Origin of the sequence: Acidovorax sp. 22279, from assembly GCF_052045435.1 — a bacterium.
In the GTDB taxonomy this organism is placed as follows: domain Bacteria; phylum Pseudomonadota; class Gammaproteobacteria; order Burkholderiales; family Burkholderiaceae_C; genus Acidovorax; species Acidovorax delafieldii.
Map to the genome: position 1 here is coordinate 97,110 of NZ_JBQEOV010000005.1, position 14,789 is coordinate 111,898.

Consider the following 14,789-nt stretch of genomic DNA (forward strand, 5'->3'; position numbering starts at 1 on the left):
GTGAAGCTATGCAGCTACCGTGCAGATGACTTCAGCATCTTGCAGAAGGGCCGGGAAGGGCTCGGGCGGCGGTGTGTCGGTGAACAGGCGGTCGATCTGCGCCAGCGTGGCCAGCTGCACCATGGCCGGGCGGTTGAACTTGCTGAAGTCGGCCGCCAGCCAGACCTCGCGCGCGTGCTCGATGATGGTTTGCGCCACCTTCACCTCGCGGTAGTCGAAGTCGCGCAGCGACCCGTCCGGCTCAATGCCCGAAATGCCGATGAGCGCAATGTCCACCTTGAACTGGCGGATAAAGTCCACCGCCGCTTCGCCCACGATGCCCCGGTCACGGGCGCGCACCACGCCGCCGGCCACGATGACCTCGCACTCGGGGTTGCCGCTCAGGATCGCGGCCACGTTGAGGTTGTTTGTGATCACGCGCAGGCCCCGGTGGTGCAGCAGCGCCTTGGCAATTGCCTCGGTGGTGGTGCCGATGTTCAGGATCAGCGAGCAGTCGTTGGGCACCTGTTCGGCCACGGCGCGCGCAATGCGCGCTTTGCCTTCGGCATGCAGGTTTTCGCGCTGGGTGTGGGCCAGATTCTCCACCGTGGAGCTGGGCACGCGCACGCCGCCATGAAAGCGCGTGAGCAGTCCCGACTCCGCCAGGCGCTGCACATCGCGGCGCACCGTCTGCAGCGTGACCCCCAGGGTGTCGGCAAGTTGTTCCACCGTGGCGGACTTGCGCGCGCGCACTTCTTCGAGGAGTTGGAGTTGGCGGGGATTGGTGTTCACGGTGGGGGTGTTGTGCGCAGTGTTATGTCACCGAATCGTAACGAATCTGAAACATTCGCTTTGGTGCCCGGTGGCACGCTAAAGACTGTAAATCGAACAAAAACGAATTGATTAAGGGTAAACCTTGATTCGATTCGAACAAAAAGGAACAAAAATGAAAAAGATCGAAATTTGAGGGCTGCCGTGCGTGTGTGCAGCCCTTTCACACAGGCCTCAGGGCCGGAAGAGGATGCTTCATGCAGCTGGCGTTGGACAGCATCAGCAAAAAAGTCGGGGCGCAGACCTGGCTGTACGACATGAACCTGTCGCTGCAGCCCAATGCCGTGACGGTATTGCTGGGAGCGACCCAGGCGGGCAAGACCAGCCTGATGCGCATCATGGCCGGGCTGGATACGCCCACGTCGGGCACCGTCAAGGTCGATGGTGTGGATGTGACTGGCATGCCCGTGCGCGACCGCAATGTGGCCATGGTCTACCAGCAGTTCATCAACTACCCCTCGATGAAGGTGGCGGCCAACATTGCGTCGCCCCTGAAGCTGCGCGGTGAAAAGAACATCGACGCCAGGGTGCGTGAGATTGCGAGCCGCCTGCACATCGACATGTTTCTGGATCGTTACCCGGCCGAACTCTCCGGCGGGCAGCAGCAGCGTGTGGCGCTGGCGCGTGCGCTGGCCAAGGGTGCGCCGCTGATGCTGCTGGATGAGCCGCTGGTGAACCTGGACTACAAGCTGCGTGAAGAACTGCGCGAGGAGTTGACCCAGTTGTTTGCCGCCGGCCAGTCCACCGTGGTCTATGCCACCACCGAGCCGGGCGAGGCGCTGCTGTTGGGTGGCTACACCGCAGTGCTCGACGAAGGTCAGCTGCTGCAGTACGGCCCCACCGCCGAGGTGTTCCATTCCCCCAATTCGCTGCGTGTGGCGCGCGCTTTCAGCGACCCGCCCATGAACCTCATTGCTGCCTCGGCGGCCCCTTCCGGGGTGCGTCTGCAGGGTGGGGTGGAGCTGGCCGTGCATCTGCCGCAAGGGGTGGCCACGGCGGCAGGGCTCACGGCAGGCGTGCGCGCCAGTGCGCTGCGCGTGGTGGCCCGCCCGGGTGACATCAGCGTGGGCGGAGTGGTCGAGCTGGCCGAAATTTCGGGCTCCGACACCTTTGTGCACGCGGCCACACCCTGGGGTGACCTGGTGGCGCAGCTGACCGGTGTGCATTACTTTGAACTGGGCACGCCCATCACGCTGCACCTGGACCCTGCCCAGGTCTATGTGTTTGGTGCCGACGGCCGACTGGCATGGGCGCCCGTACGGCCCGCTACTGCACAAGGAGGGCGCTGACATGGCCCGCATCAGCCTGGACTTGGCGCATTCGTACAAGCCCAACCCGCAGCAGGACGGCGACTACGCGCTGCTGCCTTTGAAGATGGAGTTCGAGGACGGTGGTGCCTATGCGCTGCTCGGCCCCTCGGGCTGTGGCAAGACCACCATGCTCAACATCATGTCGGGCCTGCTCGTGCCGTCGCACGGCAAGGTGCTGTTTGACGGGCGTGACGTGACGCGCGCCAGCCCCCAGGAGCGCAACATCGCCCAGGTGTTCCAGTTCCCGGTGATCTACGACACCATGACGGTGGCCGAGAACCTGGCCTTCCCGCTGCGCAACCGCAAGGTGCCCGAGGACCAGATCAAGCAGCGTGTGGGCGTGATCGCCGAGATGCTGGAAATGAGCGGCCAGCTCAACCAGCGCGCGGCAGGCCTCGCGGCCGACGCCAAGCAGAAGATCTCGCTGGGCCGTGGACTGGTGCGCGCCGATGTGGCGGCCGTGCTGTTCGACGAACCGCTCACGGTGATCGACCCGCACCTCAAGTGGCAGCTGCGCCGCAAGCTCAAGCAGATCCACCACGAACTCAAGCTCACGCTGATCTACGTGACCCACGACCAGGTGGAGGCGCTGACCTTTGCCGACCAGGTGGTGGTGATGACGCGCGGCAAGGCCGTGCAGGTGGGATCGGCCGATGCCTTGTTCGAGCGGCCTGCGCACACTTTTGTGGGGCACTTCATTGGCTCGCCGGGCATGAACTTTTTGCCTGCGCACAGCGAGGGCGACAGTCTCACCGTGGCCGGGCACCGCCTGGCCAGCCCCGTGAGCCGTGCGCTGCCGAATGGTGCCGTGCAGGTCGGCATCCGGCCCGAATACCTGGCGCTGGCCCAGCCGCAGCAGCCGGGCGCATTGCCTTGCAAGGTGGTGCAAGTGCAGGACATCGGCACCTACCAGATGCTGACCGCCAAGGTGGGCGAGCACACCGTCAAGGCGCGCTTCACGCCCGAGACGCGGCTGCCATCGGCCGGTGACATGGCATGGCTGCAGGTGCTGGGAACCCACACCTGCTTCTACCAGAACGAGCAGTTGCTGACCGCGGAGGTCGCCCCATGAGCGCCGCCCGGCCGCCCGAAAGCACTCAGCACCGCAGTGCGCAGCACGGAGGTTTCCAATGAGTACCACGACCAAACCCGTGAACCAGAAGGCCTGGTTCCTGATCCTGCCCGTGATTTTGTGTGTGGCCTTCTCGGCCATCCTGCCGCTGATGACGGTGGTGAACTACTCGGTGCAAGACATCATCAGCCCGGAGCGCCGCGTGTTCGTGGGCACCGAGTGGTTCGTGCAGGTGATGCGCGACGAGGAACTTCACGCCGCGCTGCTGCGCCAGCTCACCTTCTCGCTGGCCGTATTGGCGGTGGAGATTCCGCTGGGCATCCTGCTGGCGCTGTCCATGCCTGCGCAGGGCTGGAAGTCGTCGGCCGTGCTGGTGGTGGTGGCGCTGTCGTTGCTGATCCCCTGGAACGTGGTGGGCACCATCTGGCAGATCTATGGCCGTGCCGATATCGGCCTCATGGGCAGGCTGCTGCAAGAGGTGGGCATCGAATACAGCTACACCGGCAACGCCACGCAGGCCTGGCTCACGGTGCTGCTGATGGATGTGTGGCACTGGACGCCGCTGGTCGCTCTGCTGGCCTTTGCCGGGTTGCGCTCCATCCCCGACGCGTACTACCAGGCGGCACGCATCGATGGCGCCAGCAAGTTCGCGGTGTTCCGCTACATCCAGCTGCCCAAGATGCGTGGCGTGCTGATGATTGCGGTGCTGCTGCGCTTCATGGACAGCTTCATGATCTACACCGAGCCGTTCGTGCTGACCGGCGGCGGGCCGGGCAATGCCACCACGTTCCTGAGCCAGTACTTGACGACCAAGGCCGTGGGCCAGTTCGACCTGGGCCCTGCCGCAGCGTTCTCGCTGATCTATTTCTTCATCATCCTGCTGCTGTGCTTCATCCTCTACAACTGGATGCAGCGCGTGGGTACCGCCAGCAACGAAGGAGCCGGCCATGAATGAAAAGCGCTTCCAGAAGCGGTCGATTTTTCTCGTTGCCTACCTGGTCTTCGCCGTGTTGCCCATCTACTGGATGGTCAACATGAGCTTCAAGACCAACGCGGAGATTCTCTCGACGTTCTCGTTTTTTCCCCAGCATTTCACGTGGGACAACTACAAGACCATCTTCACCGACGAGTCCTGGTATTCGGGCTACATCAACAGCCTGATCTATGTGGGCATCAACACGGTGATCTCGCTCACCGTGGCGCTGCCCGCCGCCTATGCCTTCAGCCGCTACCAGTTCCTGGGAGACAAGCATGTGTTCTTCTGGCTGCTGACCAACCGCATGACGCCGCCCGCCGTGTTCCTGCTGCCGTTCTTTCAGCTCTACACCACCGTGGGGCTGATGGACACGCACATTGCCGTGGCACTGGCGCACCTGCTGTTCAACGTACCGCTGGCGGTGTGGATTCTGGAAGGCTTCATGAGCGGTATTCCGCGCGAGATCGATGAGACGGCCTATATCGATGGCTACAGCTTTCCACGCTTTTTCATGACCATTTTCCTGCCGCTCATCAAGGCTGGTGTGGGTGTGGGAGCGTTCTTCTGCTTCATGTTCAGCTGGGTGGAACTGCTGCTGGCGCGCACGCTGACCAGCGTGAATGCCAAGCCCATCGTGGCCACCATGACGCGCACCGTGAGCGCCTCGGGCATGGACTGGGCGACGCTGGCCGCCGCTGGCGTGCTGACCATCGTGCCAGGTGCGATCGTGATCTGGTTTGTTCGCCACTACATCGCAAAAGGCTTTGCGATGGGGCGGGTTTGAGGAGGCAGCGACATGTTTGATTGGATGGCCTGGACGCTGCCCGTGGCGGTGTTCTTCATTTGCATCGTGCTGATGCTGATCGGTATGACGGTGTGGGAGATCAAGTCGCCCACGACGATGCGCAAGGGTTTTTTGCCGCTGGAGACGACGCGCGGTGATCGGCTGTTCATTGGGTTGTTGTCGGCGGCCTACGTGAATCTGATTTTTGTCGGCGTCAGCGGCAAGCTGGCCCAGTGGTTCAGCCTGCAGGGCGACCCGTCGATCTGGATCAGCTTTGTGTTGTCGATGGCGCTGCTGCTGCTCATCCTGCGCAAGGGGTGAGGTGTTTGCAGGCAGCCTTGATTTCAATGGTTCCCGTCGCGCGGCTCAACCCTTCCCCGGAGCCGCGTGACCCTTGCATCCAAAGGGGAGATGACTATGAGGAGACAGGCACTATGAAGACGCGGTACACAGCGCTGGCACTGGCAGTGGCGGTCATGACGGGTCAGGCCGCCATGGCGGGCGAGGCGGAGGCCAAAAAATGGATCGACACCGAGTTCCAGCCCTCCACGCTGAGCAAAGACCAGCAGATGGCCGAAATGAAGTGGTTCATGGACGCGGCCAAGAAGCTGCAGGCCAAGGGTGTGAAGGAAATCTCGGTGGTGTCCGAGACCATCACCACCCACGAATACGAATCCAAGACGCTCGCCAAGGCGTTTGAGGAAATCACTGGCATCAAGGTCAAGCACGACCTGATCCAGGAGGGCGACGTGGTCGAGAAGCTGCAGACCTCCATGCAGTCGGGCAAGTCCATCTATGACGGCTGGATCTCGGACTCGGACCTGATCGGAACGCACTACCGCTACGGCAAGATCATGAACCTGACCGACTACATGGGCGGTGCAGGCAAGGAGTGGACCAACCCCGGCATCGACATCAAGGACTACATCGGCACCAAGTTCACGACCGGACCAGACGGCAAGCTGTACCAGTTGCCCGACCAGCAGTTCGCCAACCTGTACTGGTTCCGCGCCGACCTGTTCGACCGCAAGGACATCAAGGACAAGTTCAAGGCCAAGTATGGCTACGACCTGGGTGTGCCGCTCAACTGGAGCGCCTATGAGGATATCGCCGAGTTCTTCACCAACGACGTGAAGAACATCGATGGCAAGCCTATCTATGGCCACATGGACTATGGCAAGAAGGACCCCTCCCTGGGCTGGCGTTTCACCGACGCATGGCTGTCCATGGCGGGCTCTGCCGACATCGGCGCGCCCAACGGCCTGCCGATCGACGAATGGGGCATCCGCGTGGCGGACGACAAGTGCACTCCCGTGGGCGCCAGCGTGGCCCGTGGCGGTGCGACCAACTCGCCCGCAGCCGTGTATGCGCTGACCAAGTATGTGGACTGGATGAAGAAGTACGCGCCCAAGGAAGCCACGGGCATGACCTTCGGCGAAGCCGGCCCCGTGCCCGCACAAGGTCAGATCGCGCAGCAGATCTTCTGGTACACCGCCTTCACGGCCGACATGACCAAGCCCGGCCTGCCCGTGGTGAATGCTGACGGCACGCCCAAGTGGCGCATGGCCCCCGGCCCCAACGGCCCCTACTGGAAGCAGGGCATGCAGAACGGCTACCAGGACGTGGGCTCCTGGACCTTCTTCAAGGACCATGACGCCAACAAGACGGCTGCCGCCTGGCTGTACGCCCAGTTCGTGACGGCCAAGACCACGTCGCTCAAGAAAACGCTGACCGGCCTGACCCCGATCCGCGAGAGTGACATCCGGTCCAAGGCCATGACGGACGCCGCGCCCAAGCTCGGTGGCTTGGTCGAGTTCTATCGCAGCCCGGCGCGCGTAGCATGGTCGCCTACCGGCACCAATGTGCCCGACTACCCCAAGCTGGCCCAGTTGTGGTGGAAGAACGTGGCGCAGGCCGTCACGGGCGAGAAGACTCCCCAGGGCGCCATGGACACCCTGGCCGACGAGATGGACCAGGTGATGGCCCGTCTGGAACGCGCAGGCATGGCCCACTGCGCGCCCAAGCTCAACCCCAAGAGCGACCCCAACAAGTGGCTGAGCGACAAGCAGGCGCCCTGGAAGAAGCTGGCGAATGAGAAGCCAAAGGGCGAAACCATTGCCTACGACAAGCTGCTGCAGGCGTGGAAGGACGGCAAGACGCGCTGATCCACAGATCAAGGTGTGGTTGTAACCACCATTGATCGGCAGCCAGGGCTCACAAGGTCTCTGGCTGCCTTTTTTGCTCGATACCGCCCTCGGCACCTGTGCGGCTGCGGGGCGGGTTCTCACCCCGGGAGTGTCAGGAATTCAAGGGTAAACCCTTGGTTTCTACTCCGCCCATGGACAATCACCCCATGACCATTGCCACCGCACCCCTTCCTACACGGCGCGCCGACCTCCTGGCCCGCCTCGCCCAGCCGCACCAGTATGACCTCGCCGTGATCGGCGGTGGCGCGACGGGCCTGGGGGTGGCGCTGGATGCCGCGGCGCGCGGCTTCAGCGTCGTGCTGGTGGATTCACACGATTTCGCCAAAGGAACCTCGTCCCGGGCCACCAAGCTGGTGCATGGCGGGGTCCGTTACCTGGCCCAGGGCAACATCGCGTTGGTGCGCGAGGCGCTGCATGAACGCACCACGCTGCTGCACAACGCGCCCCATCTGGCGCAACCGCTGCCCTTTGTGATGCCGTCGTACCGTTTCTGGGAAACACCCTTCTATGGCATCGGGCTGATGATGTATGACGCGCTTGCAGGCAAGGCTGGCCTGGGCGCTACGGAGTTTCTGGGGCGCGCTCGCACCCTGCAATGTCTGCCCACCGCCCGTACCGAGGGGCTCAAGGGCAGTGTCAAATATTGGGACGGCCAGTTCGATGACGCTCGCCTGGCCTTGGCGCTGGCGCGCACGGCTGCCAGCCTGGGCGCTTTGGTTGTCAATTACTGTCCTGCACGGTCGCTGGTTCATGAGGCTGGCAAGGTCGTGGGTTTTGTCTGCGAGGATGCGGACAGCGGCCAGCAATTCACGGTGCGCGCTCGGTCGGTGGTCAACGCCACGGGCGTGTGGGTGGACACCCTGCGCCAGATGGACGGCGAAGCCATCGGTCGGCCTGTCAAGCCCATGGTGGCGCCCAGCCAGGGGGTGCACATTGTGGTGGACCGGGAGTTCTTGCCGTCCGACCACGCGCTGATGGTGCCCAAGACGGCCGATGGCCGCGTGCTGTTTGCTGTGCCTTGGCTGGGCAAACTTATTCTGGGCACCACCGACAGCCCGCGCCAGGATGTGGTGCGCGAGCCTGAGCCCTTCCGGGAGGAAGTGCGGTTCATCCTGGAGGAGTCCGCGCGCTACCTGACCCGCGCGCCCCGCGTCGAGGACATCCGTAGCATCTGGGTGGGCTTGCGTCCGCTGGTCAAGCCGCAGGACGACGACGGTGACAACACCAAGAAGATCAGCCGGGAGCACACCGTGCTGGCCAGCCGCAGTGGCCTGATCACCGTGACGGGTGGAAAATGGACCACCTACCGGGCAATGGCCGAAGATGTGTTGCAAAAATGCTTCACCACGGGGCTGTTGCCTGAAAAACCAGCTGGGGTGACCAATCATCTGCCGTTGGTGGGAACTCCTCGGGAGCCCGTACAGCACCGCATCAGCGATGCCCAAGGACTGCACTCTTACGGCACGGAAGCGGCTGAGGTGCGGGCAATGCCCGGAGCGCAGACGGATCTCGGGGGCGGCCTGACGGAGGCAATGGTGCGCTTTGCGGCCCGCTACGAATACGCCTGTACGGTGGAAGATGTGCTGGCGCGGCGTTCGCGTCTGCTGTTCCTGGATGCCCGCAAGGCGATTGAGCTGGCGCCGGTTGTCGCAGGCCTCCTGCGCGAGGAGCTAGGCGCCGATCCGCAACTGGAGGCCTTTCTGGCCCTGGTGCAACAGTATCTGCATGTGCCCACATAACACGCGCTTGACTTCCTAAAAGTCTTTTGCAATAATCGAAGGCTTCGCGTTTCATACGTGAAGTTTCTGCCCAGCGGGAAGTGCTGCAAATGGTTTGCGGTGCGGACGACGGGCCCAAGACTGACTGGCTGATTTGCAGCCCTCGAGAAGTTCTCTGGGGCTGTTGTCTTCTGGTGCAAGTTGGGAATATTGAAATGATCCAGACAGAATCTCGGTTAGAGGTTGCCGACAATACCGGCGCCAAGTCCGTCCTTTGCATCAAGGTGCTGGGTGGCTCGAAGCGTCGCTATGCAAGCGTTGGCGACATCATCAAGGTGAGCATCAAAGAAGCCGCTCCACGTGGCCGCGTCAAAAAAGGCGAGGTTTACAGCGCAGTGGTGGTTCGCACGGCGAAGGGTATTCGTCGCGGCGACGGTTCGCTCGTCAAATTCGACGGCAACGCAGCAGTGTTGCTGAATGCAAAGTTGGAGCCCATTGGCACCCGCATCTTTGGACCCGTGACGCGTGAACTGCGTACCGAGAAGTTCATGAAGATCGTGTCCCTGGCTCCTGAAGTTCTCTAAGGACGCGCCATGAACAAGATTCGCAAGGGCGACGAAGTCATCGTGCTGACCGGCCGTGACAAGGGCAAGCGTGGCACTGTGTCGCTGCGCAAGGATGACTCTCACCTCGTCATCGACGGTATCAACCTGGTCAAGAAGCACGCCAAGCCAAACCCTATGAAGGGTACGACGGGCGGCATCATCGAAAAGGCCATGCCGATTCACCAGTCCAACGTGGCCATCTTCAATGCCGCTACTGGCAAGGCTGATCGCGTGGGCATCAAGGTGCAGGCTGACGGCACGCGCGTTCGCGTGTTCAAGTCCAGCGGCGCTGAAATCAAGGCGGCCTAAGGGGTAAACATGGCACGACTCCAAGAAATTTACCGCGACAAGATCGCTCCCGAGCTGACCAAGCAGTTCGGTTACACCTCGCCGATGCAGGTTCCCCGTCTGACCAAGATCACCCTGAACATGGGCGTGAGCGAAGCAGTCTCGGACAAGAAGGTGATGGACAACGCTGTGGCCGACCTGACCAAGATTGCTGGTCAGAAGCCTGTTGTGACCAAGGCCAAGAAGGCTATCGCTGGTTTCAAGATCCGCGAAGGCCAGGCCATTGGCTGCATGGTCACGCTGCGTGGCGTGCAGATGTATGAGTTCCTGGATCGTTTCGTGACCGTGGCGCTGCCCCGCGTTCGTGACTTCCGTGGTATCTCCGGTCGCGCCTTCGATGGCCGTGGCAACTACAACATCGGCGTCAAAGAACAGATCATCTTCCCTGAAATTGAGTACGACAAGGTTGACGCCCTGCGCGGTCTCAATATCAGCATCACCACGACGGCCAAGTCCGACGAAGAAGCCAAGGCGCTTCTCGCTGGTTTCCGTTTCCCGTTCAAGAACTGAGGCGAAGCATGGCTAAAGTAGCTTTGATCCAGCGCGAACTGAAGCGCGAAAAACTGGCAGCCAAGTACGCAACCAAGTATGCGGAACTGAAGGCAATCGCTGGCGATGCCAAGCGCAGCGACGAAGAGCGTGATGCAGCCCGCCTGGGCCTGCAAAAGCTCCCGCGCAACGCAAACCCCACACGTCAGCGTAACCGTTGCGAAATCACCGGTCGTCCACGTGGCACCTTCCGTCAATTCGGTCTGGCTCGCGCCAAGATCCGCGAACTGGCTTTCAATGGCGACATCCCAGGTGTCACCAAGGCCAGCTGGTAAGCAGGCAGGAGAGATTAAACATGAGCATGAGTGATCCCATCGCTGACTTGCTGACCCGCATCCGTAATGCACAGATGGTCTCCAAGGCCACGGTTCTGGTGCCATCTTCCAAAGTGAAGATCGCCATCGCCCAGGTGCTGAAGGACGAAGGTTATATCGACGGCTTCCAGGTCAAGACCGAAGCTGGCAAGTCCGAACTCGAAATTGCCCTGAAGTATTACGCGGGCCGTCCAGTGATTGAGCGCATCGAGCGCGTCAGCCGCCCTGGTCTGCGTGTCTACAAAGGCCGTGATTCTATTCCACAAGTCATGAACGGTCTGGGTGTGGCAATTGTCACAACGCCCAAGGGCGTGATGACCGATCGCAAGGCGCGCGCTACCGGTGTCGGTGGCGAAGTGCTCTGCTACGTGGCCTAACCCGCGGCATTGAGGAGAAACTGAAATGTCCCGAGTAGGAAAAATGCCCGTGACCATCCCCGCAGGTGTGGATGTGTCCGTGAAAAGTGACCAGATCTCCGTGAAGGGTTCTGGCGGCACCCTGTCGCTGGCGCAAAACGCGCTGGTGAAGGTGTCCAGCAATGAAGGCAAGCTCAGCTTTGAGCCTGCCAATGATTCCCGCGAAGCCAATGCCATGAGCGGCACGATTCGCCAGTTGGTCAACAACATGGTGGTCGGCGTCAGCAAGGGCTTCGAAAAGAAGCTGAGCTTGGTAGGCGTGGGTTACAAGGCTGCTGCAGCCGGTTCCAAGCTGAACTTGGCCGTCGGCTATTCGCACCCGGTCAACATCGAGATGCCCGCTGGTATCACGGTTGCCACCCCTACCCCCACTGAAGTGGTGATCAAGGGTGCTGATCGTCAACGCGTCGGTCAGATCGCCGCTGAGATCCGTGCTGTTCGTCCACCCGAGCCCTACAAGGGCAAGGGCATCCGCTACGCGGACGAAAAGATCACGATCAAAGAGACCAAGAAGAAATAAGGAGCTGCAACATGTTGACCAAGAAAGAGCAGCGTCTTCGTCGTTCGCGCCAGACCCGCATCCGCATTGCACAGCAAGGCGTGGCGCGTCTGACCGTGAACCGTACGAACCTCCATATCTACGCCAGTGTGATCTCCGGCGACGGCAGCAAGGTGCTGGCAAGCGCTTCGACGGCAGAAGCCGACGTGCGCAAGTCGCTCGGCGGTTCGGGCAAGGGTGGCAATGCCGCTGCAGCCCAGATCATCGGCAAGCGTATCGCTGAAAAGGCGAAAGCTGCAGGTGTCGAGAAGGTTGCATTTGATCGCGCAGGCTTCGCCTACCACGGTCGCGTCAAGGCTTTGGCCGACGCAGCCCGTGAAGCCGGCCTGCAGTTCTAAGCGGAGCGGAATAAAAAATGGCTAAATTTCAACCCAAAGTGCAAGACGAAGGTCGTGACGACGGTCTGCGCGAAAAAATGATCGCGGTCAACCGCGTGACCAAAGTCGTGAAGGGTGGCCGTATTCTCGGTTTCGCCGCACTGACTGTGGTTGGCGACGGTGACGGCCGCGTGGGCATGGGTAAGGGCAAGTCCAAGGAAGTGCCTGCTGCTGTGCAAAAGGCGATGGAAGAAGCCCGCCGCAACATGGTCAAGGTGTCCCTGAAGAACGGCACCATCTATCACAACGTGACTGGCCACCATGGCGCGGCGGTGGTGATGATGGCTCCCGCACCCAAGGGTACCGGTATCATCGCTGGCGGTCCTATGCGCGCAGTCTTTGAAGTACTGGGTGTGACCGACATCGTGGCCAAGAGCCATGGTTCGTCCAACCCCTACAACATGGTCCGTGCTACCTTTGACGCGCTCGTCAATTCGACGACTCCGTCGAACGTTGCAGCCAAGCGCGGCAAGACAGTCGAAGACATCTTCGCCTGAACCGGAGCCTGAATATGACAACGCAACAAACCGTCAAGATTCAACTGGTGCGCAGCCCGATCGGCACCAAGGAATCGCACCGCGCCACCGTCCGTGGCCTGGGTCTGCGCAAGCTGAACAGCGTCAGCGAATTGAAGGATTCGCCCGAAGTTCGCGGCATGATTAACAAGATCAGCTACCTGGTCAAAATCGTCTGAGAGATAGATCATGGAACTCAATAGCATCAAGCCCGCAGACGGCGCCAAGCATGCCAAGCGCCGCGTAGGCCGTGGTATCGGCTCCGGCCTGGGCAAGACCGCTGGCCGTGGTCACAAGGGCCAAAAGTCCCGCTCTGGTGGCTACCACAAGGTGGGCTTCGAAGGCGGTCAAATGCCGCTGCAACGTCGCTTGCCCAAGCGCGGCTTCAAGTCGCACCTGCTCAAGTTCAATGCAGAAGTTACGCTGACGGCGCTGGACCAGCTGGGCCTGGCCGAAGTGGATGTGCTGGCACTGAAGCAAGCCGGTCTGGTGGGCGAGCTGGCCAAGGTGGTCAAGGTCATCAAGAGCGGTTCCCTGAGCAAGGCAGTCAAGCTGTCTGGCGTGGGTGCTACGGCTGGTGCCAAGGCAGCCATCGAAGCTGCTGGCGGCAGCGTCGCCTGAGTGTGGCACTGAAGGAAGGCATCTGTGGCTACTAGCGCGGCTCAAATTGCAAAGACCGGAAAATTCGGCGACCTGCGTCGTCGTCTGGTTTTTCTGTTGCTGGCGCTGGTCGTATACCGCATCGGGGCTCATATCCCTGTGCCTGGTATCGATCCAGCCCAACTTCAGCAGCTGTTCAGTGGCCAGCAGGGCGGCATCCTGAACCTGTTCAACATGTTTTCGGGGGGCGCGCTGTCGCGTTTCACAGTGTTCGCACTGGGGATCATGCCGTACATCTCGGCATCGATCATCATGCAGCTGATGACCTACGTGCTGCCCGCGTTTGAGCAGTTGAAGAAGGAAGGCGAAGCTGGTCGCAGGAAGATCACGCAATACACCCGTTACGGAACCCTGGGCCTGGCCCTGTTCCAGTCTCTGGGTATTGCCGTGGCTCTCGAAAGCTCTGCTGGCTTGGTTCTGAGCCCCGGTTTTGGCTTCCGCCTGACTGCGGTGGTCAGTTTGACGGCCGGAACCATGTTTCTGATGTGGTTGGGTGAGCAGATCACCGAGCGTGGTCTGGGCAACGGGATTTCGATCCTGATCTTCGGTGGTATCGCCGCCGGGTTGCCCAGTTCGATCGGCGGTCTTCTGGAGTTGGTTCGTACTGGCGCGATGAGCATCCTGGCAGCCATCTTCATCGTTATCGTGGTGGGTCTGGTGACTTACTTCGTGGTGTTTGTGGAGCGTGGTCAGCGCAAGATCCTGGTGAACTATGCACGGCGACAAGTCGGCAACAAGGTGTATGGCGGTCAATCGTCGCACTTGCCCTTGAAGCTGAACATGGCTGGTGTGATTCCTCCGATCTTCGCGTCGTCCATCATCTTGCTGCCTGCGACTGTGGTGAACTGGTTCAGTGCTGGTGAATCGATGCGTTGGCTCAAGGACATCTCGGGTGCACTGACTCCAGGTCAGCCGATCTATGTGATGTTCTATGCCGCTGCGATCATCTTCTTCTGCTTCTTCTACACGGCGTTGGTGTTCAACAGCCGCGAGACAGCAGACAACCTGAAGAAGAGTGGCGCGTTCATCCCAGGCATTCGTCCGGGTGAACAAACTGCCCGTTACATCGACAAGATCCTGGTTCGCCTGACCTTGGCCGGTGCCGTGTACATCACCTTCGTGTGTCTGTTGCCGGAGTTTCTGATCCTTAAGTACAACGTACCGTTTTACTTTGGTGGAACTTCCCTGCTGATCATTGTGGTGGTGACCATGGACTTCATGGCCCAGGTCCAGAACTACATGATGTCGCAACAGTACGAATCGCTGCTCAAGAAGGCGAACTTCAAAGGCAGTGCAGGCGGTTGACATCACGAGGGCAGCGCCCAGCGCTGCCTGCAAAGAGTTGGATATCGGTTGAGTTGGCGCCCCACGATTTTTCGCGGGCACAAATTGTGTTCCGTGCGAAGCAGCCGGGACGGATGGAAAAGTTTTAGGAGAATGCAATGAGAGTTTCGGCTTCGGTCAAAAAAATCTGCCGCAACTGCAAGATCATCCGCCGCAAGGGTGTGGTGCGCGTGATCTGCACGGATCTGCGTCACAAGCAGCGCCAAGGTTGATTGGAAAGTATTA

General features: G+C 60.9%; 20 protein-coding genes. 19 read left to right on the top strand and 1 reads right to left on the bottom strand.

Annotated features, from left to right (window positions below; genetic code table 11):
• Positions 1-6 precede the first annotated feature (6 nt).
• Entirely contained in the window at positions 7-771 is a 765-nt protein-coding gene (locus tag ACTJKQ_RS08390; protein ID WP_440596573.1) for a DeoR/GlpR family DNA-binding transcription regulator, read from the bottom strand.
• 236 nt (positions 772-1,007) lie between these two features.
• On the opposite strand from ACTJKQ_RS08390, the gene ACTJKQ_RS08395 reads away from it, so the two are divergent.
• The 19 genes from ACTJKQ_RS08395 to rpmJ all read left to right on the top strand — a co-directional run bounded on the left by ACTJKQ_RS08395 (position 1,008) and on the right by rpmJ (position 14,776).
• The gene (locus ACTJKQ_RS08395) at positions 1,008-2,099 is read left to right on the top strand and encodes an ABC transporter ATP-binding protein (RefSeq protein ID WP_440596574.1); all 1,092 of its coding nucleotides are present in this window, start codon (positions 1,008-1,010) and stop codon (positions 2,097-2,099) included.
• A 1-nt stretch (position 2,100) separates the two neighbouring features.
• Positions 2,101-3,192 carry an ABC transporter ATP-binding protein gene (locus ACTJKQ_RS08400; protein ID WP_440596575.1) on the top strand — a complete coding sequence of 364 codons (1,092 nt, stop codon included), beginning with the start codon at positions 2,101-2,103 and terminating at the stop codon, positions 3,190-3,192.
• A 58-nt stretch (positions 3,193-3,250) separates the two neighbouring features.
• Positions 3,251-4,147, top strand: coding sequence for a carbohydrate ABC transporter permease (locus ACTJKQ_RS08405; RefSeq protein ID WP_056065369.1), 897 nt, complete (start codon positions 3,251-3,253; stop codon positions 4,145-4,147).
• Positions 4,140-4,952 (top strand): carbohydrate ABC transporter permease, encoded by an 813-nt coding sequence (locus tag ACTJKQ_RS08410; protein ID WP_440596576.1) that lies wholly within the window; start codon positions 4,140-4,142, stop codon positions 4,950-4,952. Before ACTJKQ_RS08405 ends, ACTJKQ_RS08410 begins: the two co-directional genes overlap by 8 nt.
• Positions 4,953-4,964: 12 nt before the next feature.
• Positions 4,965-5,273 carry a DUF2160 domain-containing protein gene (locus ACTJKQ_RS08415; RefSeq protein ID WP_056065375.1) on the top strand — a complete coding sequence of 103 codons (309 nt, stop codon included), beginning with the start codon at positions 4,965-4,967 and terminating at the stop codon, positions 5,271-5,273.
• A 113-nt stretch (positions 5,274-5,386) separates the two neighbouring features.
• Positions 5,387-7,117, top strand: a complete 1,731-nt coding sequence (locus tag ACTJKQ_RS08420) for an ABC transporter substrate-binding protein (RefSeq protein ID WP_440596577.1) — start codon at positions 5,387-5,389, stop codon at positions 7,115-7,117.
• Between the two features lie 188 nt (positions 7,118-7,305).
• Entirely contained in the window at positions 7,306-8,898 is a 1,593-nt protein-coding gene (locus ACTJKQ_RS08425; RefSeq protein ID WP_440596578.1) for an FAD-dependent oxidoreductase, read from the top strand.
• A gap of 194 nt (positions 8,899-9,092) precedes the next feature.
• The gene (rplN, locus tag ACTJKQ_RS08430; RefSeq protein WP_007861702.1) at positions 9,093-9,461 is read left to right on the top strand and encodes a 50S ribosomal protein L14; all 369 of its coding nucleotides are present in this window, start codon (positions 9,093-9,095) and stop codon (positions 9,459-9,461) included.
• A 9-nt stretch (positions 9,462-9,470) separates the two neighbouring features.
• Positions 9,471-9,791: a 50S ribosomal protein L24 gene (rplX, locus tag ACTJKQ_RS08435; protein ID WP_008906524.1), complete on the top strand. Its 321-nt coding sequence runs from the start codon at positions 9,471-9,473 to the stop codon at positions 9,789-9,791.
• Between the two features lie 9 nt (positions 9,792-9,800).
• A complete protein-coding gene (rplE, locus tag ACTJKQ_RS08440; RefSeq protein ID WP_005793632.1) occupies positions 9,801-10,340 on the top strand; it encodes a 50S ribosomal protein L5 in 540 nt (179 codons plus the stop codon).
• 8 nt (positions 10,341-10,348) lie between these two features.
• The gene (gene rpsN, locus ACTJKQ_RS08445; RefSeq protein ID WP_015016017.1) at positions 10,349-10,654 is read left to right on the top strand and encodes a 30S ribosomal protein S14; all 306 of its coding nucleotides are present in this window, start codon (positions 10,349-10,351) and stop codon (positions 10,652-10,654) included.
• Positions 10,655-10,674: 20 nt separating this feature from the next.
• Entirely contained in the window at positions 10,675-11,070 is a 396-nt protein-coding gene (gene rpsH, locus ACTJKQ_RS08450; RefSeq protein WP_005793636.1) for a 30S ribosomal protein S8, read from the top strand.
• Between the two features lie 25 nt (positions 11,071-11,095).
• Positions 11,096-11,629: a 50S ribosomal protein L6 gene (rplF, locus tag ACTJKQ_RS08455; RefSeq protein ID WP_056065384.1), complete on the top strand. Its 534-nt coding sequence runs from the start codon at positions 11,096-11,098 to the stop codon at positions 11,627-11,629.
• Positions 11,630-11,640: 11 nt separating this feature from the next.
• Complete coding sequence (gene rplR / locus ACTJKQ_RS08460; RefSeq protein ID WP_005793639.1) at positions 11,641-12,006, top strand: 50S ribosomal protein L18; 366 nt, start codon at positions 11,641-11,643, stop codon at positions 12,004-12,006.
• Positions 12,007-12,023: 17 nt separating this feature from the next.
• Entirely contained in the window at positions 12,024-12,542 is a 519-nt protein-coding gene (rpsE, locus tag ACTJKQ_RS08465; RefSeq protein ID WP_015016014.1) for a 30S ribosomal protein S5, read from the top strand.
• A gap of 14 nt (positions 12,543-12,556) precedes the next feature.
• Entirely contained in the window at positions 12,557-12,739 is a 183-nt protein-coding gene (gene rpmD / locus ACTJKQ_RS08470) for a 50S ribosomal protein L30 (RefSeq protein ID WP_005793644.1), read from the top strand.
• Positions 12,740-12,749: 10 nt separating this feature from the next.
• Positions 12,750-13,181: a 50S ribosomal protein L15 gene (gene rplO, locus ACTJKQ_RS08475; protein ID WP_056065387.1), complete on the top strand. Its 432-nt coding sequence runs from the start codon at positions 12,750-12,752 to the stop codon at positions 13,179-13,181.
• Between the two features lie 24 nt (positions 13,182-13,205).
• Positions 13,206-14,525: a preprotein translocase subunit SecY gene (secY, locus tag ACTJKQ_RS08480; RefSeq protein ID WP_056065391.1), complete on the top strand. Its 1,320-nt coding sequence runs from the start codon at positions 13,206-13,208 to the stop codon at positions 14,523-14,525.
• A 137-nt stretch (positions 14,526-14,662) separates the two neighbouring features.
• Positions 14,663-14,776 (top strand): 50S ribosomal protein L36, encoded by a 114-nt coding sequence (gene rpmJ / locus ACTJKQ_RS08485; RefSeq protein WP_005793651.1) that lies wholly within the window; start codon positions 14,663-14,665, stop codon positions 14,774-14,776.
• Positions 14,777-14,789: the final 13 nt, after the last annotated feature.